This is a genomic window from Streptomyces sp. NPDC055400 (assembly GCF_053644375.1).
Genome location: NZ_JBSHLM010000030.1, coordinates 1 through 19,418 on the forward strand (window position 1 = coordinate 1; position 19,418 = coordinate 19,418).

The 19,418-nt window shown below is 70.7% G+C and carries 19 protein-coding genes; 6 read left to right on the forward strand and 13 right to left on the reverse strand.

Features of this window, described 5'->3' with window-relative positions; translation table 11 throughout:
- Positions 1–60: 60 nt before the first annotated feature.
- The gene (locus ACWIGU_RS44210) at positions 61–2,316 is read right to left on the reverse strand and encodes an MMPL family transporter (protein WP_454407590.1); all 2,256 of its coding nucleotides are present in this window, start codon (positions 2,314–2,316) and stop codon (positions 61–63) included.
- Positions 2,317–2,713: 397 nt separating this feature from the next.
- On the opposite strand from ACWIGU_RS44210, the gene ACWIGU_RS44215 reads away from it, so the two are divergent.
- From ACWIGU_RS44215 to ACWIGU_RS44230, 4 genes are all read left to right on the forward strand, one after another.
- Positions 2,714–3,925 (forward strand): S8 family serine peptidase, encoded by a 1,212-nt coding sequence (locus ACWIGU_RS44215; protein ID WP_454407591.1) that lies wholly within the window; start codon positions 2,714–2,716, stop codon positions 3,923–3,925.
- Positions 3,926–3,997: 72 nt separating this feature from the next.
- Positions 3,998–4,558 carry a DUF1697 domain-containing protein gene (locus ACWIGU_RS44220; RefSeq protein ID WP_454407593.1) on the forward strand — a complete coding sequence of 187 codons (561 nt, stop codon included), beginning with the start codon at positions 3,998–4,000 and terminating at the stop codon, positions 4,556–4,558.
- The gene (locus tag ACWIGU_RS44225; protein ID WP_454407594.1) at positions 4,551–4,916 is read left to right on the forward strand and encodes a nuclear transport factor 2 family protein; all 366 of its coding nucleotides are present in this window, start codon (positions 4,551–4,553) and stop codon (positions 4,914–4,916) included. Before ACWIGU_RS44220 ends, ACWIGU_RS44225 begins: the two co-directional genes overlap by 8 nt.
- A gap of 185 nt (positions 4,917–5,101) precedes the next feature.
- Entirely contained in the window at positions 5,102–6,109 is a 1,008-nt protein-coding gene (locus tag ACWIGU_RS44230) for a ketopantoate reductase family protein (RefSeq protein ID WP_454407596.1), read from the forward strand.
- Positions 6,110–6,196: 87 nt separating this feature from the next.
- On the opposite strand, the gene ACWIGU_RS44235 is transcribed toward ACWIGU_RS44230, so the two are convergent.
- The 12 genes from ACWIGU_RS44235 to ACWIGU_RS44290 all read right to left on the reverse strand — a co-directional run bounded on the left by ACWIGU_RS44235 (position 6,197) and on the right by ACWIGU_RS44290 (position 16,492).
- Positions 6,197–6,946, reverse strand: coding sequence for a sirohydrochlorin chelatase (locus ACWIGU_RS44235; protein WP_454407597.1), 750 nt, complete (start codon positions 6,944–6,946; stop codon positions 6,197–6,199).
- 7 nt (positions 6,947–6,953) lie between these two features.
- Positions 6,954–7,883 (reverse strand): ABC transporter permease, encoded by a 930-nt coding sequence (locus tag ACWIGU_RS44240; protein ID WP_454407598.1) that lies wholly within the window; start codon positions 7,881–7,883, stop codon positions 6,954–6,956.
- Complete coding sequence (locus ACWIGU_RS44245; protein WP_454407600.1) at positions 7,870–8,661, reverse strand: ABC transporter ATP-binding protein; 792 nt, start codon at positions 8,659–8,661, stop codon at positions 7,870–7,872. The genes ACWIGU_RS44240 and ACWIGU_RS44245 overlap by 14 nt, the downstream gene beginning before the upstream one ends.
- Positions 8,662–8,710: 49 nt before the next feature.
- A complete protein-coding gene (locus tag ACWIGU_RS44250) occupies positions 8,711–9,826 on the reverse strand; it encodes an aliphatic sulfonate ABC transporter substrate-binding protein (RefSeq protein ID WP_454407601.1) in 1,116 nt (371 codons plus the stop codon).
- Positions 9,827–10,056: 230 nt separating this feature from the next.
- On the reverse strand, positions 10,057–11,415 hold the full coding sequence (locus ACWIGU_RS44255; RefSeq protein WP_454407602.1) for a sulfate adenylyltransferase subunit 1: 1,359 nt from the start codon (positions 11,413–11,415) through the stop codon (positions 10,057–10,059).
- Positions 11,416–12,354: a sulfate adenylyltransferase subunit CysD gene (gene cysD / locus ACWIGU_RS44260; protein WP_454407603.1), complete on the reverse strand. Its 939-nt coding sequence runs from the start codon at positions 12,352–12,354 to the stop codon at positions 11,416–11,418.
- A complete protein-coding gene (cysC, locus tag ACWIGU_RS44265) occupies positions 12,351–12,917 on the reverse strand; it encodes an adenylyl-sulfate kinase (protein WP_454407604.1) in 567 nt (188 codons plus the stop codon). Before cysC ends, cysD begins: the two co-directional genes overlap by 4 nt.
- Entirely contained in the window at positions 12,917–13,639 is a 723-nt protein-coding gene (locus ACWIGU_RS44270) for a phosphoadenylyl-sulfate reductase (protein ID WP_454407605.1), read from the reverse strand. The genes cysC and ACWIGU_RS44270 overlap by 1 nt, the downstream gene beginning before the upstream one ends.
- Complete coding sequence (locus tag ACWIGU_RS44275) at positions 13,636–13,815, reverse strand: hypothetical protein (RefSeq protein WP_454407606.1); 180 nt, start codon at positions 13,813–13,815, stop codon at positions 13,636–13,638. The genes ACWIGU_RS44270 and ACWIGU_RS44275 overlap by 4 nt, the downstream gene beginning before the upstream one ends.
- Positions 13,812–15,509 (reverse strand): nitrite/sulfite reductase, encoded by a 1,698-nt coding sequence (locus tag ACWIGU_RS44280; protein ID WP_454407607.1) that lies wholly within the window; start codon positions 15,507–15,509, stop codon positions 13,812–13,814. The genes ACWIGU_RS44275 and ACWIGU_RS44280 overlap by 4 nt, the downstream gene beginning before the upstream one ends.
- 118 nt (positions 15,510–15,627) lie before the next feature.
- The gene (locus tag ACWIGU_RS44285) at positions 15,628–15,711 is read right to left on the reverse strand and encodes a putative leader peptide (protein ID WP_324902501.1); all 84 of its coding nucleotides are present in this window, start codon (positions 15,709–15,711) and stop codon (positions 15,628–15,630) included.
- A gap of 214 nt (positions 15,712–15,925) precedes the next feature.
- A complete protein-coding gene (locus ACWIGU_RS44290) occupies positions 15,926–16,492 on the reverse strand; it encodes a GNAT family N-acetyltransferase (protein WP_454407608.1) in 567 nt (188 codons plus the stop codon).
- A gap of 109 nt (positions 16,493–16,601) precedes the next feature.
- On the opposite strand from ACWIGU_RS44290, the gene ACWIGU_RS44295 reads away from it, so the two are divergent.
- Together ACWIGU_RS44295 and ACWIGU_RS44300 are read left to right on the forward strand one after the other, a co-directional pair.
- Positions 16,602–17,660 carry a M4 family metallopeptidase gene (locus tag ACWIGU_RS44295; protein WP_454407610.1) on the forward strand — a complete coding sequence of 353 codons (1,059 nt, stop codon included), beginning with the start codon at positions 16,602–16,604 and terminating at the stop codon, positions 17,658–17,660.
- 153 nt (positions 17,661–17,813) lie between these two features.
- The gene (locus ACWIGU_RS44300; RefSeq protein ID WP_454407611.1) at positions 17,814–19,370 is read left to right on the forward strand and encodes a right-handed parallel beta-helix repeat-containing protein; all 1,557 of its coding nucleotides are present in this window, start codon (positions 17,814–17,816) and stop codon (positions 19,368–19,370) included.
- Positions 19,371–19,418: the final 48 nt, after the last annotated feature.

Below are 19,418 nucleotides of genomic sequence, written 5' to 3' on the forward strand. Positions count from 1 at the left end.
CCGCCGGACCTGACGGTCCGGCGGGGCGCCCCCGACGCGTACCTCAGCCCTGCGCCGTCGTCACACCCCCACCTTCTCGCCCGTCACGGCCGGGGGCGGGGGAGCGGCCACCTCGTCGTGCGTCAGGTCGGGCAGCCGGTGCAGCCACTTCGGCAGATACCAGTTCCGCTCGCCGAGCAGCGCCATCACGGCGGGGAGCAGGATGCCGCGGATGACCGTCGCGTCGATGAGCACCGCTGCCGCCAGGCCCACACCCATCTGCTTGAACGACTGCATGGACAGAGTCCCGAAGATCGCGAAGACGGCCACCATGATGACCGCCGCGCTGGTGACCACGCCCGCCGTCGTCACCACGCCGTGCGTGATGGCGTCCTTGTTCGTACGTCCCTGAAGCCGCGCCTCCCGGATCCGCGACACCACGAACACGTGGTAGTCCATCGAGAGCCCGAAGAGGATCACGAAGAGGAACAGCGGCAGCCAGGAGATGATCGCGCCCACGCCCTCCGCGCCGACCAGGGACGCGCCCCAGCCGTTCTGGAAGACGGCGACCAGGATGCCGTAAGCGGCCCCCACGGACAGCAGGTTGAGGGCGATCGAGGTGATCGCCACCGTCAGGGAGCGGAACGACAGCAGCATCAGCAGGAACGCGAAGACCACGACGAACGCGAACACCGGGACCACCGAGCCGACGATCTGGTCGTTGAAGTCCTTCGATCCCGCGACCTGGCCGGTGACGGGCGCCTCGACCCCGTCGACCTTGCCGAGCGTGTCCGGCCGCACGTGGTCCCTGATCAGCGCGAGGCTCTTCTCCGCCCGGTCCTGGTCGGAGCCGCCGACCAGCGGGACGCTGATGAACGCCACGTTCTCGCGGCCGTGCACGGTGAGGTCCACCGGGCCGCGCGAAGCCCCCGAACCGACCGCGGCCGCCCGGAAGCCGGCGATCGCGCTCCGCACCTCGGGCGCGTTGATGTCGGCGGCCTTGACGACCACCTCGGCCGGCTCGGAGCCGCCCGGGAACGCGTCGTTGAGCCGGTCGTACGTCGCCACGATCGGCAGTGAGTCGCCGAACTCCTGGTCCAGGGTGAGGTTCTGGGTCTTCATGCCGAGTGCCGGGGCGGTCACCGCGAGGAGAGCGCCGATCGCGACGACCACGGACACGGCGGGCCGGGCGAGGACGACGCGCAGGACCGCCTGCCAGAACCGGCTGCCCTCCGGAGCACCGTTTCCGCTGCGCCGCCTGCCGCGGTTCAGGAACGGCAGCCGCCCCTTCTCCACGCGCTCGCCGAGCAGCGAGAGCAGCGCCGGCAGCACCGTCACGGAACCCACCATGGCGACCGCCACGACCATCAGCGAGGCGAGGCCCATCGCCTGGAACTCGGCGAGCCCCGTGAACAGCATGCCCGCCATCGCCACGCACACCGTGACACCCGAGACGATGATGGCCCGGCCGCTCGTCGCCGCCGCCACCCGCAGAGCGGTCTGCGGGTCGTGGCCCTTCATCCGCTCCTCGCGCTCGCGCCGCAGATAGAAGAGGCAGTAGTCGACGCCGACGGCGAGACCCACCAGCAGCATCACGGAGTTGGCGGTGTCGCTCATCGGCTGCAGGTGGCTGACGATGCCCATCAGGCCCATCGTCGCCATGATCGCGGTGACGGCCAGGGCGACCGGGAGGAGGGCGGCCACCAGTGCGCCGAACGCGATGAGGAGGATGCCGAGCGCGACCGGGACGGCCGAGTACTCGGCCCGCTGGAAGTCGTTGCCGAAGGCGTCCTCGAACGTCTTGCCCATGCTCGCGCCGCCGATCTCCTCGATCCGCAGCGAGCCATGGGCCTGCTGGACCTTGTCGACGGCCTTGAGTACCGGTTCGACGCGGTCGCTCGCTGTGCCGGGGTCGCCGCGCATGTCGAACTGGACGAGCGCGCTGCGGCCGTCCTTGGAGATCGTCTTCGACCGCGGGTCGTAGGGCGACCTCACGTTCGTGGCGGCGCCGGTGCCCTGGACGGCCTTCACGACCTCGTCGACGGCCCGCCGGAAGCCGGCGTCCGTCGCCCGCGCTGTGCCGTCCCTGCCCTGGACGAGCACGGTCTCGCCCGCGGGCTCCTCGATACCGGCGTCGTCGATGATGCGCGCCGCCTGTGTGGTCTCTCCCTGGAGCTGATCGCTGTCCGACACATCGACCCGGCCGGCGGCCGTGCCGATCCCCATGGCCAGGACGACGAACAGCACCCAGATGCCCACGGCAGCCCATCGGTGCCGCACGCTCCAGCCGCCGGCCCGGGCCGCCAGGCCCCGTACCCGCGTGTCTCGGTTCCCCATGACGGGCTGCCCCCTTGTGTGCGGTGACAGCACCGTGCCGTCACCTCCGTATCGAAGGTATGGGCGCGATAAGTGCGTCTCGTCGTGCTGCCCGGTGAGCCGGCGGGGGCCCGGCTCCTCCTTGAGGGCGGGGCGCGCTCCGCACTCAGGAGGACTGAAGTCCCCTACATCTATAGGGAATTCCCGGAGTCCGAAGTGTCGGCCGAAGCCCGAATTGTTATTACGAAGGCTTGTTGAACAAGTCACAGCTGTATGTAGGTCTTGATCTGGTCGCGTCAATCGGCCAGTGTTTCGTGCCAACCCCCGGAAATCTTCCGGAGATTGCCGGGGGATCGTTGAGAACCATCAGCAAACCCCCCACGAACCCCCCACAGAAACCACGAGGAGACCCCTCTTCATGGCAACTCACAAGCGTGCCCGCAGCACGGTGAAGCTCACCGCGGCGATAGCCACCGCCGCCACCGCGGTCGGAGTGACTGTCTTCGCGGGCTCCCTGGCCGGCGCCTCGACCCCGGCCGAGGGCAAGGTCTACGGGCTCGACGCCAAGGGCGCCGTCTCCGGCAGCTACATCGTGCTGCTGGACCAGAAGACGGACAAGAACGGCAAGCAGGACCTCGCCAAGGAGTACGGCGGCCGGCTGAAGCGCGCCTACTCCTCCGCCGTCAACGGATTCTCCGTGAACGGCCTTTCGGAGACCGAGGCCAAGCGCCTCGCCGCCGATTCGTCGGTCGCCAAGGTCGTCCAGAACAAGAAGTTCCACATCGACGCCACCCAGGACAACCCGCCGTCGTGGGGCCTGGACCGCATCGACCAGGCGGACACCGCGGGCGACAAGAAGTACACCTACCCGGACAGCGCCGGTGAGGGCGTGACCGCGTACGTCATCGACACCGGCGTCCGCGTCAGCCACAAGGACTTCGGCGGCCGCGCCACCTCCGGCTTCGACGCCGTCGACAACGACGGCAACGCCGACGACGGCAACGGCCACGGCACGCACGTCGCCGGGACCATCGCCGGTGACGCGCACGGCGTCGCCAAGAAGGCGAAGATCGTCGCCGTCCGCGTCCTCGACAACGAGGGCTCGGGCACCACCGAGCAGGTCGTCGCGGGCATCGACTGGGTCACCAAGAACCACCAGGGCCCGTCCGTCGCCAACATGTCCCTCGGCGGCGGCGCCGACGAGGCGCTCGACGCGGCCGTCCAGAAGGCCATCGCCTCCGGCGTCACCTTCGCGGTCGCCGCGGGCAACGAGTCGACCGACGCGTCCGCCGGCTCCCCGGCCCGCGTCAAGGAGGCCATCACCGTCGCCTCCTCCACCAAGGACGACCAGCAGTCCGACTTCTCCAACTACGGCTCCGTCGTGGACATCTACGCCCCCGGCTCGGACATCACCTCCGACTGGAACACCGGCGACGACGCCACCAAGACCATCTCCGGTACGTCGATGGCGACCCCCCACGTCGTGGGCGCCGCCGCCGTCTACCTGAGCGGTCACAAGGACGCGACCCCCGCGGACGTCTCCAAGGCGCTGACGGACGGCGCGACCCCCGACAAGATCTCCAACGCGAGCGAGGGCACGCCGAACAAGCTCCTCAAGATCGTCGAGTAGCACCGGCAGCACCCTGACCGGCGGCCGCCGTGCCCTCCCCCACGGGGCGCGGCGGCCGCCTATCGTGTCCCCATGGCGACAAAGGCGTACGCGGCACTGCTCCGCGCGATCAATGTGGGCGGCAGCGTACGGGTCAAGAAGGTGCCCATGGCGCGGCTTCGCCCCCTGATCGAAGGGCTCGGGCACGGCGACGTGCGGACGTATCTGCAGAGCGGCAACGCGACGTTCACCAGCGACCACGGCGACGAGGAGACCCTGGCCGCCGAGCTGAGCGCGGCCATCGAGAAGGAGTTCGGCTTCCCCGTGGAGGTGATCGTGCGGGACCACGCGTACCTCAAGGCGGTCCTCGACGCGTGCCCCTTCCCCGCCGCGTCGCTCGAAGGCAAGCAGCTGCACGTCACGTACTTCTCCGAGCGCGTCGGCCCCGAGCGGTTCGCGGCGATCGACCCGGCCGCGTTCGCTCCCGAGGAATTCCGGCTCGGCGAGCGCGAACTGTATCTCTACGTGCCAGACGGCCTCGGCCGCTCCAGGCTCGCCGTGGCGCTCGCCCGTCCTGCCCTGAACAAGGGCCTCATCGCCACCTCCCGCAACTGGAACACCGTCGTCAAGCTCGTGGAGATGACCGGTGCCTGAGCCCGACGACGCCGTCGACGCCGCCATCGAGGGTGAACTGCGCCTGCTCGACCCGGTGGTGCGCCGCTCCCCGGAGCTGCTCGGCGCGCTCCTGCACCCCGACTTCTTCGAGTTCGGCGTGTCGGGCCGCCGCTGGGACCGCGCCACGATCATCGCCGAGCTCTCCGCGACCGAGCCCGGCGTGCGGCCCTTCACCGTCTCGCGGATGAAGGGCGTGCGGCTCGGCCCAGGACTCGTCCATCTGACCTTCGACACCGACAGCAACGGCGCCTGCGCACACCGCAGTTCACTGTGGCGGCAGGGCGACGAGGGCTGGCTCCTCTACTTCCATCAGGGGACGCCGTTCAGCCGGGAGTGAGCGCGGCGCGCAGATCAGCGCGCCGGCTCCGAGCGGGAGCGGCGGCGAGCAGACAGAGGAGTCCGGCCCCCAGAGGGCCACGCGTGTGCGCACGGGGAGCAGGCTCGCACGCCGGCGGGCGAAGAGCGCGAGAGTTTACCCGATTGTGAATGGCCCCTACAGCCGTCTGTGAAAGGCTCGTTGGCATGCGCTACGTCATCATCGGAGCAGGAGCGGTCGGCGGCGCCGTCGGCGGCCGGCTCGCACAGGCCGGGCACGACGTCGTCCTCGTCGCCCGCGGCAAGCAGTACGAGGCACTGCGGGACCACGGGCTGCGGCTCGTCACCGCCGACGGCCCGCACCTCCACCGTCTCCCGGTCGTCGCCGGGCCCGGGGAGCTCGGCGAACTGAGCCCGGACGACGTGCTCGTGCTCGCCGTGAAGACCCAGGACAGCGTCGCCGCGCTCGAGGCGTGGGCCGGGCGGCCGGTAGCCGGAGGCGGCACCGCGGCCGAGCGGCTGCCGCTGGTCTGCGCGCAGAACGGAGTGGAGAACGAGCGCCTCGCGCTGCGGCTCTTCCGGCGCGTGTACGGCATGTGCGTCTGGCTGCCCGCCACGTTCGTGGAGCCCGGCGTCGTGTCCGCCGCGGGCACCCCGCTCACCGGCATCCTGCACATCGGCCGGTTCCCCGAAGGCACCGACGAGACGGCCCACCGCATCTCCGCCGACCTGGAGCAGTCCTCCTTCGAGGCACCCGTCGTGCCCGACGTGATGCGCTGGAAGTACGCCAAGCTCCTCGGGAACCTGGCCAACGCGATCGAGGCCGTGTCCGGGGTGATCACCAGCGAGGAGGGGCTCGCCCTCCACGGGCGCGCCCGCGCGGAGGGTGAGGCCGTGCTCGGCGCGGCGGGCATCGCGTTCGTCTCCAAGGAGGAGGAGAAGGAGTCGCGCGGCGACAAGATCCGGTTCGAGCCTTTCGACGGCTCGGAACGCAGCGGCGGCTCGTCGTGGCAGTCCCTCAGCCGCGGCACGGGCACCATCGAGTCGGACTACCTCAACGGCGAGATGGGCCTGCTCGGACGGCTGCACGGCGTGCCGACCCCGGTCAACGACGCCCTCCAGTCGGTCGCCGACCGCTTCGCCCGCGAGCGCAGGCCGGCCGGATCCATGACGGTCGCGGAACTCGTGGCGGAGGCCGACGCCGCGACGCGGTAGCTGTCGCGTTTTCCGTTCACCGTCGTCGCATTCCTTCAAGCCACCGGCGCCCGGCGACGAGAGTTCTGAGGGTGAGCGCGGGCGCCCTCACGCGCCCACGGCCACCAACTCCCGTACCGTCGCCGCCTCGTAGCGTCGTACGAGCAGCCGCGCCACCTCCGGCGCCGGGCCCAGTACGTCCGCGAGGACGTCCGCTTCAGCGGCGCCGTGGGCGATGCGGTCCGGGAGGCGGCCCGGGGCCAGGACGTAGGGGGCCACCGCCACCCGGCGGACACCCTCGGCGCGCAGCTGCGCCACGGCGTCCTCCGTGCGGGGGAGAGATGCGGAGGCGAACGCAGGTCGCACGGCGCACCAACCGGTGTGCCGCCACTCCCGCGCGATTTCAGCGATCACTGCGATCGCCTCCGGGTCCGTGGAGCCCGCCGAGGCCAGGACGACCCCGGTCGTGGGCTTGTCGGCCGAGGTGAGCCCGGCCTCGTACAGACGTCGCTCGAGCGCCGCCGTCAGGAGCGGGGAGGGGCCGAGCACCTCCGCCCGGCGGATCCGAAGCCGGGCCGGGGCCTGCCGCAGGACCGCCGGGATGTCCGCCTTCGCGTGGAACGCGCGCGTCAGGAGCAGAGGGAGCGCGACCACATCGCGTACACCCTCCGCCGCCAGGGACTCCAGGACGCCGTTCACCGAGGGGACGTTGAAATCCAGGAACCCCGTCTCCACGCGCAGCCCCGGCCGCAGCGCCCGTACTTCGCGTACGAGCGCGTGGACCGTCGCGGCATGGCGCGGATCGCGGCTGCCGTGAGCGATCACGAGCAGGACCGGGCGGGCGGGGCGCTGGTGCATGGCGGGGTCAGCTCCTCACCAGGAGGCCGCGGCTGCGCAGGACGCGCCGCTCCACGGGGCTGAAGATCAGCAGGTCGATGGCGATGCCGACGATCAGGATCAGGAAGATGGCGAGGAAGACCATGGACATGGAGCTGGCATTGCGGCCGTTCTCCAGGAGCTGGCCGAGCCCGATGCCCAGGTCGGGCGACGAGGCGATGATCTCCGCGGCCATCAGTGAGCGCCACGAGAACGCCCAGCCCTGCTTCAGACCCGCGAGATAGCCGGGCAGCGCGGCCGGGAGCACGATGTGCCAGGTGTGCCGCAGGCCCGTCGCGCCGAGAGTGCGGCCGGCCCGCAGGAACAGCGGCGGCACCTGGTCGACCCCCGACACCAGGCCGTTGGCGATCGAGGGGACCGCGCCGAGCAGGATCACGGCGTACATCATCTTGTTGTCGAGGCCCAGCCAGATCACGGCCGGCGGGACCCAGGCGACCGAGGGCAGCGACTGGAGGCCGGACAGGATCGGGCCGATCGCGGACCGGACGAACCGGACCCGGGCGACGACCAGGCCGAGCGGAGTGCCGATCACGAGCGCCAGCAGGAAGCCGAGCAGGCCGCGCGACACGCTCGTCCAGATGTAGTCGAGGAGCGTCCCCTGCAGCCACGCGTCGGACACCTCGTGCCACACCGCGGACGGCGAGGGCAGCTTGCTCGGGTCATCGACGATCTTGAACGACACCAGGCCCTGCCAGATCACGAGGACCAGGACCACCGCCGTCAGTGGCGGCAGCACCTTCTGGACCAGCGTCTGGCGCAGGGGGACACGGGTGGTCTGGACGGCGTCCAGGGCGTCGAGCCCCGCCTCGAGACCGGCCAGGTCCTGCCCGGGGACCGCGTCCTTGACGGCGGCCGGGCCCACGGCCTTGCTCTCAGTCGTCGTCTCAGTGCTGGCCATGGCGGCGGATCTCCCCACGCAGTTGTTCGGTGATCTCGACGGACAGTTCCGCCACGGCGGTGTCCTCGATGCGGCGCGGCTGCGGAATGCCGACCCGCCACTCGTGCGCCACCCGGCCCGGCCGCGACGAGAGCAGAACGACCCGCTCCGCGAGACGCACCGCCTCGCGGACGTTGTGGGTGACGAACAGGACGGAGACGTTCGTCTCGCGCCAGATGCGGGTCAGCTCGTCGTGCAGCACGTCGCGCGTGATGGCGTCGAGCGCGGCGAACGGCTCGTCCATCAGCAGCAGTTGGCTGTCCTGCGCGAGCGCGCGGGCCATCGCCACGCGCTGGCGCATACCGCCCGACAGCTCGTGCACCCGCTTGCCGTACGCGCCGTTCAGACGGACGAGCTCCAGGAGCTCCTCCGCCCGCGTGCGGCGGTCCGCCTTCGCAACGCCGCGCAGCTTCAGGGCCAGTTCGATGTTCTTGCCCGCGGTCAGCCACGGGAAGAGGGCGTGCTCCTGGAACATCAGGGCCGGCCGGCCCTGCGTGCTGATCTCGCCGGCCGAGGGCTCGTCGAGCCCCGCGACCAGATTGAGCAGCGTCGACTTCCCGCAGCCCGAGGCTCCCAGGAGGGTGACGAACTCGCCCGGAGCGACATCGAGCGTGATGTCGTCCAGGACGAGCTGCTGCCCGGCGGGCGTGGCGAAGGACTTCGAGACGTGCTCGATCCGCGCGGCGTGGCCGGTGGTGGTCTCCGTGCCGTCCGCGGCCTTGGCGAGGGTCGTTGCCATGGTCGTCACCTCCTGGGAACTCAAGCGATTACGGGCTTTGCTGACGCGGCTACTTGACGCCGAGGCCGGCGTCGGCGACCGCGCCCTTGCCCTCGGCCTTGAGGACCTTGTTCAGCGGCGCGAGGTCGTAGATGCCCTTGAGGTCGGGCTTCTCCAGGAGACCGGCCTTCACCGCGTGCGCCGCCTCGGTGTCGAGGGTCGAGGCCAGCGGGTCGTCGGTGAACTGGATCGACTTCCAGGCCGGGTCGAGGACGTTCGCGGGCAGCGCCTTGCCGGAGTCGGCCTCCAGCTGCTTGTTGGCGGCGGCCTTCGCCTCGTCGGGGTTGGCGTTGATCCACGCGTTGGTCTTCACCGAGCCGCGCAGCACGGCCTCGACGACGTCCGGGTGCTCCTTCAGGAACTTCTGCGACACGATGATGTTCGTGATCACGAACTTCTTGTCGGGCCACAGGTCGGACTCGTCGAGGAGGACCTTGCCGCCCTCGGCCACGAGCTTGGACGCGGTCGGCTCCGGCACCCAGGCGCCGTCGATGGAGCCGGACTTGTAGGCGTCCGGGGTGATCTTGTTGTCCGTACGGACCACGGAGACGTCGCCCTTGCCGCTGTCGGCGTCGACCTTCCAGCCCTTCTCGGCGACCCAGTTGAGGAACGCGACGTCCTGGGTGTTGCCGAGCTGCGGGGTGGCGATCTTCTTGCCCTTGACGTCGTCGAGGGACTTGATCTTCTTCGGGTTCACCACCAGCTTCACGCCGCCGGACGCCGAACCGCCGATGATGCGCAGGCTCTTGCCCTGGGACTTGGTGAAGCCGTTGATCGACGGCGAGGGGCCGATCCAGCCGATGTCGATCGAGCCGCCGTTGAGCGCCTCGATCTCGGACGGGCCCGCGTTGAAGGTCTGGTACTGCGCCTTCGTGCCCTGGAGCTCCTTCTGGAAGAAGCCCTTCTGGTTGCCCACGAGGGCGGTGCCGTGTGTCAGGTTGCCGAAGTAACCGATCTTCACGGTGTCCGCGGAGAGCTTCTTGCCCTTGGCGGCGACATTCGCCTTGTCGGAGGCGTTGTCCTTGGCGTCCGAGCCGTAGCCGCAGGCCGTCGCGGCGAGCGCGAGGAGCGGCAGGGCGGCGACGGCGGCGAGGCCGCGGCGCCAGGAGGCGGAGTTGGCAGGCACGGGAGGTGGTCCTCTCGTTGGCCCGGCGGTCACGCTCTCAGGGCGTGGCCGGGATGTGGGCAGGGTTTCGTCTTCGTACGAACAGGTCGCGGGGGGTGTGGGCGCGCAGGCAGTGCGCGTACGTCATCGCACACATCGCCCGACCCCGCCCTGGCCCGCGCCGAGGGAGCCGCTGCCGACACGGCCGCCCTCCTTCGCGAACGTCGCATAGACGTCGATGGACGTCATGACTAGAAGTCCCAGCCGTCGTCGTCCGTGGCCTGCGCGGCCTCTTCCGCGTGGGCCGCCTGCTGCTTGCCGGCGAACGCCTCGCCCGCCATGCCCGCGGCGAGCGTCGTGCCGTCCGCCGGGTCGATGAGGAGGAACGAACCGGTACGGCGCGAGTCGGCGTAGTCGTCGAGCGCGATCGGCTCGGCGGTGCGGACCTTGACGCGGCCGATGTCGTTGGCGACCAGCTGCCCCGGCTCGGGGTGCTGGGACAGGTCGTCCAGGGTGAGCCGCGAGGGGATCTCCTTGACGATCGCCTTGACCGTGCGCGTCGTGTGCTTGAGCAGCACGCGCTGGCCGACGGCGAGAGGCTGGTCGGCCACGTGGCAGACGGTCGCCTCGACGTCCTGCGAGGTCGCGGGCGCGTCGCCGCTCGGCACGATCAGGTCGCCGCGCGAGATGTCGATGTCGTCCTCCAGGAGGAGCGTCACCGACTGCGGCGTCCACGCCACGTCGACCGCCTTGCCCAGCAGGTCGATCCCGGAGACCTTCGACGTGCGGCCCGACGGCAGTACGGTGACGGACTCGCCGACGCGGAACGTGCCGGCCGCGATCTGGCCCGCGTAGCCGCGGTAGTCGGGGTGCTCGGCGGTCTGCGGGCGGATGACGACCTGGACGGGCAGCCGCGCGTGGCAGCTCGTCAGGTCGTGGCTGACCGGGACCGTCTCCAGGTGCTCGAGCACGGTCGGGCCGCCGTACCAGTCCATGTTCGCGGACGGCTCCACGACGTTGTCACCGGCGAGCGCCGAGATCGGGATCGCGGTGATCTCGGGAACGCCCAGGTCGGACGCGTACGCCGTGAACTCCTCGGCGATCTTCGCGAAGACGGGCTCCGCGTAGTCGACGAGGTCCATCTTGTTCACCGCGAGCACGACGTGCGGCACGCGCAGGAGCGCGGCGACGGCGGCGTGCCGGCGGGTCTGCTCGATGACGCCGTTGCGGGCGTCGACGAGGACGACGGCGAGGTCGGCGGTGGACGCGCCGGTCACCATGTTCCGGGTGTACTGCACATGGCCCGGGGTGTCGGCCAGGATGAACCGGCGGCGGGCCGTGGCGAAGTAGCGGTAGGCGACGTCGATGGTGATGCCCTGCTCGCGCTCGGCGCGCAGTCCGTCGGTGAGCAGCGCCAGGTCGGGCGTCTCCTGACCGCGGCCCAGGGACACGCGCTCGACGGCCTCCAGCTGGTCCGTGAGGACCGACTTGGAGTCGTGGAGCAGGCGGCCCACGAGCGTGGACTTGCCGTCGTCGACGGAACCGGCGGTGGCGAACCGCAGCAGGGTGGTGGCCGACAGGTCGGCCAACTGCTCTGTGGTGGTGGTCATTTAGAAATACCCCTCGCGCTTGCGGTCTTCCATCGCGGCCTCGGACATCTTGTCGTCGGCACGGGTCGCGCCCCGCTCGGTGAGCCGGGAGGCGGCGATCTCGGCGATCACGGCGTCCAGCGTCGTCGCGTCGGAGTCGACCGCGCCGGTGCAGGACATGTCGCCGACCGTGCGGTAGCGGACGAGGCGCTTCTCGACGCTCTCGCCGTCCTTGGGGCCGCCCCACTCACCGGCGGTCAGCCACATGCCGGAGCGCTTGAAGACGTCCCGCTCGTGGGCGAAGTAGATCTCCGGCAGTTCGATGCCCTCGCGGGCGATGTACTGCCACACGTCGAGCTCGGTCCAGTTGGACAGCGGGAAGACGCGCACGTGCTCGCCGGGGGCGTGGCGGCCGTTGTAGAGCTGCCACAGTTCGGGGCGCTGGCGGCGCGGGTCCCACTGGGAGAACTCGTCGCGCAGGGAGAACACGCGCTCCTTGGCGCGCGCCTTCTCCTCGTCGCGGCGCCCGCCGCCGAAGACGGCGTCGAAGCGCTCCGCCTGGATCTTCTCCGTCAGCGGCACCGTCTGCAGCGGGTTGCGCGTCCCGTCCGGGCGCTCCTTGAGGGCGCCGCGGTCGATGTACTCCTGCACGGACGCGACGTGCAGCCGCAGGCCGTGCTCGGCGACGACGCGGTCGCGGTACTCGAGGACCTCGGGGAAGTTGTGCCCGGTGTCGACGTGCAGCAGCGTGAACGGCACCGGCGCCGGCGCGAACGCCTTGAGCGCCAGGTGCAGCATCACGATGGAGTCCTTGCCGCCGGAGAAGAGGATCACCGGCCGCTCGAACTCGCCCGCGACCTCACGGAAGATGTGCACGGCCTCGGACTCGAGGGCGTCCAGGTGCGAGAGCGCGTACGGGCTGTCGGTCTCTTCGCCGGTGGTGGGTGCGACGGTCGTCATGAGAGACCCCTCTCGGTGAGCAGCGCGTAGAGCGCCGCCGCGGACTCCTGCACGGTCTGGGTGTGCGACTCGATGCGCAGGTCGGGCGATTCGGGTGCCTCGTACGGGTCGTCGACCCCGGTGAGCCCGGAGATCTCGCCCGCCGCCTGCTTCGCGTACAGGCCCTTCACGTCGCGCACGGAGCACACCTCGACGGGCGTGGCCACGTGCACCTCGAGGTAGCCGGTGCCGCCGGCCTGGTGGCGCTTGCGCACCGCCTCCCGGCTGTCCGCGAAGGGTGCGATCACCGGGACGAGCGTCAACACGCCGTTGCGGGCGAGGAGTTCGGCGAGGAAGCCGATGCGCTGCACGTTGGTGTCGCGGTCCGCGCGGCTGAAGCCGAGGCCCGCCGAGAGGAACTCGCGGATCTCGTCGCCGTCGAGCACCTCGACGCGGCGGCCGTCGGCGCGCAGCCGCTCGGCGAGCTCGTTGGCGATGGTGGTCTTGCCCGCGCTCGGCAGACCCGTGAGCCAGACGGTGGCTCCGGTCACTTGCTTCTCCAAAGTCTCTGTGGTCCCGGGCATCAGCCGTGGATCCCGCACTCGGTCTTGTTACGTCCCGCCCAGCGGCCGGCCCGCGCGTCCTCGCCCTCGAGCAGGCGCCGCGTGCAGGGGGCGCAGCCCACGGACCCGTAGCCGTCCATGAGGAGGGGGTTGGTCAGTACACCGTGCTCGGCGACGTACGCCTCGACGTCGTCCTGCGTCCAGCGGGCGATCGGCGAGACCTTCACCTTGCGGCGCTTCTCGTCCCAGCCGACGACCGGGGTGTTCGCCCGCGTCGGGGACTCGTCGCGGCGCAGTCCCGTGGCCCATGCCGTGTACGGACTCAGGCCGTCCTCAAGGGGCTTGACCTTCCGCATGGCGCAGCACAGGTCGGGGTCGCGGTCGTGCAGCTTCGGCCCGAACTCGGCGTCCTGCTCGGCGACGGTCCGGCGGGGCGTGAGCGTGATGACGTTCACGTCCATCACGGCCTCGACGGCGTCCCGGGTGCCGATGGTCTCCTCGAAGTGGTAGCCGGTGTCGAGGAAGACGACGTCCACGCCGGGCCTGGCGCGCGAGGCGAGGTGGGCGACGACCGCGTCCTCCATGGAGGAGGTCACGCAGAAGCGCTTGCCGAACGTGTCGACCGCCCAGGTGAGGATCTCCAGGGCGGACGCGTCCTCCAGGTCGCGCCCGGCCCGCTCCGCGAGCTCCCGCAGGTCGGGCTCGGTCCGGTCGGGGACCTGGGTGGTTCGAGTGGTCGTCATATGTCTTCCCCTCCACCGTCGTTGCGCCGAACTCCCCGGGTCAGCAGACCGAGGAACTTCAACTGGAAGGCCCGATTGCACGCCGCGCATTCCCACGCGCCGTGACCGGTCTCGTTCGGACGCAGGTCCTCGTCACCGCAGTAGGGGCAGTAGAAGGGGGCGGCCCGCTCGCTCACGACAAGGCCTCCTCGGACGCGCGCGCGGTCCACGTGGCGAAGCGCTCGCCCTCCTCGCGCTCCGCCTGGAAGCGCTTGAGGACCCGCTCGACGTAGTCGGGCAGTTCGGCCGCGGTGACCTTCAGGCCGCGGACCTTGCGGCCGAACCCGGCCTCGAGGCCGAGCGCGCCGCCCAGGTGCACCTGGTAGCCCTCGACCTGGTTGCCGTCCGCGTCCAGCATCAGCTGGCCCTTGAGACCGATGTCCGCGACCTGGATGCGGGCGCAGGCGTTCGGGCAGCCGTTGATGTTGATGGTGAGGGGCTCGTCGAACTCCGGGACGCGGCGCTCCAGTTCGTCGATCAGCGAGGCGCCGCGCGCCTTCGTCTCGACGATGGCGAGCTTGCAGAACTCGATGCCGGTGCAGGCCATGGTGCCGCGCCGGAACGGAGACGCGTTGACCTTGAGGTCCAGCGCCTCCAGCGACGCCACCAGTGACTCGACCTGGTCCTCGGCCACGTCGAGCACGATCATCTTCTGCTCGGCGGTGGTGCGCAGCCGGCCGGAGCCGTGGGCGCCCGCGACCTCGGCGATCTTGGTGAGGGTCGTGCCGTCCACGCGGCCGACACGGGGCGCGAAGCCGACGTAGAAGAGGCCGTCCTTCTGGCGGTGCACGCCGAGGTGGTCGCGCCAGGTGCCGGCGGGCTGCTCGGGCGCGGGGCCGTCGACCAGCTTCCGCTGGAGGTACTCGTCCTCCAGGACCTGCCGGAACTTCTCGGTGCCCCAGTCGGCGAGCAGGAACTTCAGGCGGGCGCGGGTGCGCAGGCGGCGGTAGCCGTAGTCGCGGAAGATGCCGATGACGCCGCCGTACACGTCCGGCACCTCGTCGAGCGGCACCCACGCGCCGAGGCGCTGGCCCAGCTTGGGGTTGGTGGACAGGCCGCCGCCGACCCACAGGTCGAAGCCGGGGCCGTGCTCGGGGTGGTTCACGCCGACGAACGCGATGTCGTTGATCTCGTGTGCCACGTCGAGCTGCGGGGACCCGGAGATCGCGGTCTTGAACTTGCGGGGCAGGTTCGAGAATTCGGGGTTGCCGATGAAGCGCCGCTGGATCTCGTCGATGGCGGGCGTGCCGTCGATGATCTCGTCGGCGGCGACCCCGGCGACGGGCGAGCCGAGGATGACGCGGGGCGTGTCACCGCAGGCCTCGGTGGTGGAGAGCCCGACCGCTTCGAGGCGTCGCCAGATCTCCGGCACGTCCTCGATGCGGATCCAGTGGTACTGGATGTTCTGCCGGTCGGTGATGTCGGCGGTGCCGCGCGCGAACTCCTGCGAGATCTCGCCGATGACGCGCAGCTGCTCGGTGGTCAGCCGGCCGCCGTCGATGCGGACGCGGAGCATGAAGTACTCGTCGTCCAGCTCCTCCGGCTCCAGGATCGCGGTCTTGCCGCCGTCGATCCCGGGCCTGCGCTGGGTGTAGAGCCCCCACCAGCGCATGCGGCCCCGCAGGTCATTGGGGTCGATGGAGTCGAAGCCGCGCTTCGAGTAGATCGTCTCAATGCGTGTCCGCACGTTGAGACCGTCGTCGTCCTTCTTGAACTGCTCGTTGCCGTTGAGCGGCGTGAAGTGACCCACGGCCCACTGGCCCTCGCCGCGGTGACGGCTCACCTTGCGGCGCGGCGCGGCGGTCGTGGGCTTTTCAGGGGTGGCAGCCATGGGTGTACGTCCTTCGGGCGGGCGGAGGCTCTGACAGCTTTGACCAGCACACTTCGCGCGAGGGCGCGGCGGTGCGCAGAGGGCTGTACGGGGAGAAAGTGCGGCGGTGCTGGTGGAGTCAGCTCACCGGACACATGGCGCTGGACATGCGGCCGAGGTCGACGTGCCGCCGACTCACCAAGGCAATTCCAGCTCGATCCATGACGGAAGCGTGTCATGGGACTTTCGGCCCAGTCCACCACTGTCCAGAAAGTGGACAAGTCTGTCTCGTATCGTGGACAGCTGTGTCGCGCGTCACTGGACGCCGCGGGAATGGACCGGGGTGTGACCGCTGGAGTGTGACTGGAGCGTACGGGAAGGGGCGCCGCGGTGTCCCACGGCGCCCCTCGGCTTCTTGTCCCTCTCTTCTTGCCCGGCTACGCCCCGGGCCACGGCCCCGGCGTCGCCACCTCGGGCTCCTCTTCGACCTTCGTGTCGAAGAGGCGGAACCCTCGCCGCTGGTAGTTGGCCATCGCGTGCTCACCGTCCTTGCTGCACGTGTGCAGCCAGACCCGCTTCGTCGGAGTGCGGTCCGGCCACCGCTCGGCCAGGTCCCAGGCGCGGGCCACCCCGTAAGAGAGGAGGTGGCCGCCGATGCGGCGGCCCCGGAAGGCGGGGATCAGGCCGAAGTAGACGACCTCGACGACGCCGTCGTCCTGCGCCTCCAGCTCGACGTAACCCGCCGGGGTCCCCTTGTCGTACGCCACCCACGTCTCGGTGCCCGGCCGCGCCAGGACTTCCTGCCAGCGCGCGTACGTCCAGCTCAGCCGGTCGGTCCAGAGGATGTCGCCCCCGACGGACGCGTACAGGAAGCGGCTGAACTCCGGCGAGGGCACCTCGGCGCGGACGATGCGGAGGCCGTCGCCCTCGGGTGCGGGGGCCGGCCGGAGGTCGGACGGAGCGGTCTGCTCCAGGGACCAGGTGGTCACAGCGATGTTGCTCATACGCGTCAGGCAATCACGGGCTCCGCACCCTGGCCAAGACGGTCCGCGATACGGGAAGATCCGCCCGCGCCATGCCACCCCCCGCGCACGACGCACCTGGAGGATGTTCATGCCCCGCAGGACAACTCGCCGCACACCCCGCGGCCTCCTCGCCACGGCCATCACCACCGTGGCCCTCGCGACCCTGGCCGCCCCGGCCTCCGCGACGACCGCTCCGCAGGCCGCCGTCGGCCCACAGGGCCGGATCTTCATGGTCAACCCCGTCCAGTCGTCCGGCGACCAGACCCTGACCGACGCCAAGGACTCCCCGACCGCGGTGCCCGCCTCCGCCTACACCCTCGCCGCGCTGAAGAACCTCGACACGAGCGGCGGCCTCTCGGGCAGGTGGGTCACCGTGAGATCGAACACCGGCGGCGCCGCCTCGGTCGCCGACGCCGGCACGTACGACCGTCAGGACGACCAGTTCGAGCAGGTCATGGCCTACTTCTGGGTCAACGAGGCGCAGGAGTACCTGCAGAGCCTCGGCTTCGGCAGCGAACTGCCCGGCGCCAACGACCGCGCGCAGCCGGTCCGCATCGACCAGTGGGGCGCCGACAACTCCTTCTTCACCGACAAGAAGGCCGAGATCCGCTTCGGCAAGGGCGGCGTCGACGACGCCGAGGACGCCGAGGTCATCGTCCACGAGTACGGGCACGCCGTGCACAACGCTCAGGTCCCCGGGTTCGGCACCTCCGAGGAGGCCGGGGCCATCGGCGAGGCGTGGGGCGACTACCTCGCGGCGTCCGTCGGCGCCTACGCGGACGCCAAGTACGGCTGGCCGCACAAGACCGACCTCGCCTGTCTTGCCGACTGGGACTCCGTCTCGTACACGGCCACCGCGCCGCACTGCCTGCGCCGCCTCGACACCGGCAAGACGTACGCCGACAAGGTGGGGGAGGTGCACGCGGACGGTGAGATCTGGTCCCAGGCGCTCTTCGACATCAGGGGTGCGCTCGGCGCGCGGACGGCGGACCGCGTCATCGTCGACGCGCAGTTCGGCTTCGCGCCGGACACCAGCTTCACGGACGCGGCCCTGAAGACCGTGGCGACCGCGCAGAAGATGTACGGGAAGAGCGCGGCGGACGCCGTGCGCAAGGCGTTCCAGGCCCGGGGCATCCCCGGGGTGTGAGTGCGCGCGAGGCCGGAAGGCGCGGGACCTGCGGATGTCCAGGACCCCCCTCCGTAAGTCCATGGAGTCGGGCCCGGCCGGGCGGCACGCTCTGAGCCACCCCGCCGGGCGACTCCGTCCCCTCCGGCCCCGCAACCACTCACGGAGGTATTCATGAGACGCAGCGTCAGCACCGCGCTCGTCGCCTTCTGCGCCGCCGCGACCGCCGGCGTCACGGCCCTCGCGGCCGCCCCTGCCGCCACGGCCGCCTCCCCGCTCAAGTCCCGCACCCACTACGTCGACTGCCGCGGCGGTGCCGGCCCGCAGAAGGGCACGCGGACCGCGCCCTGGCGCACGCTCGCCGCCGTCAACGCCCAGCACCTCGGGCCCGGCGACCAGGTGCTCCTCAAGCGCGGCACCCGCTGCACGGGCACGCTCACCCCGAACGGCGCGGGCGCCCCCGGCAGCCTCGTCCGCATCGCCCCGTACGGCACCGGCGCGAAGCCGGTGATCGACGGCGCGGGCGCGCCCGACACCGTCCTCCTGCGCAACACGCAGTGGATCGAGGTCTCCGACCTGGAGATCACCAACGCGGCCAACCCGGGCACGAAGCGCCGCGGCGTGCGCGTCGTCCTCGACGACTACGGCACCGGCACGCACTACCGCCTCACCGGCCTCGACATCCACGACGTCCGCGGCGACGACACCAAGGACAACGACGGCTCGGCGGGCATCCTCTTCTCCGTCACCGGGTCCGCGAAGGAGACGCACTACGACGACGTCCGCGTCGAGAACAACACCCTCAGGACCATCGACCGCGAGGGCATCTTCTTCTCCTCCAGCTGGAACCAGCGTCCCGCCATCAGCGGCTACGATCCCAGCGGCCCGCACTGGGTCCCGTCCACCGGCGTCGTCGTGCGCGGCAACACACTGAACGACCTCGGCGGCGACGGCATCGTCATGACCGCCACCAAGGACGCCCTGGTCGAGCACAACACCCTGCACGGCTTCCAGCGGCGCTCGGCCGGATACAACGCGGGCATGTGGCCGTGGAACGCGGACGGCACCGTCTTCCAGTACAACGAGACGTCCGGCGGTGAGACGACCCGCGACGGCATGGCGTACGACGTCGACGAGGGCTCCTTCGGCACCGTCTTCCAGTACAACTACAGCCACGACAACGCGGGCGGCTTCTTCCTCGTCTGCACCGCCGACGGCACCCTCGGCGACGCCGTGATCCGCTTCAACATCAGCCAGAGCGACCACTTCAGGGGCATCGAGACCTGCCGCGGCTCGTTCTCCGGGGTCCGCTTCCTGCACAACACGATCTACGTGGGTGACGGCGTCAGCCAGACCGTCGTCAACGAGAACACCACCAGCCGGCACGAGATCGCCTTCGACAACAACATCGTGGTGAAGGAAGGCGCCGGCACGGCGGCCTTCACGCTGCGCTCCGGCGGCGTCACCGCGTCCCACAACGCGCTGTACGGGATCGGGGCGGCGCCGGCGAACCCCGGCGGCACCACCGCCGACCCACTGCTCACCCGCCCGGGCTCGGCCACGGGTTACGGGGACGCCGCGGCCGCCTACGCCCTGCGCGCCGGATCGCCCGCGCTCGGAACGGGGGCGCCGCTCGCCGACGCGGGCACCCGCGACTTCGCGGGCAACCCGGTGGTGCCGGGAGCGGCGCCCGACATCGGTGCGTGGAACGGGAGTCCGACCGCTCGGTAGAACCCGTCGGCCCCGGGAGGTAGCTCCAGCGTGGCCCCGCCGTGGCCC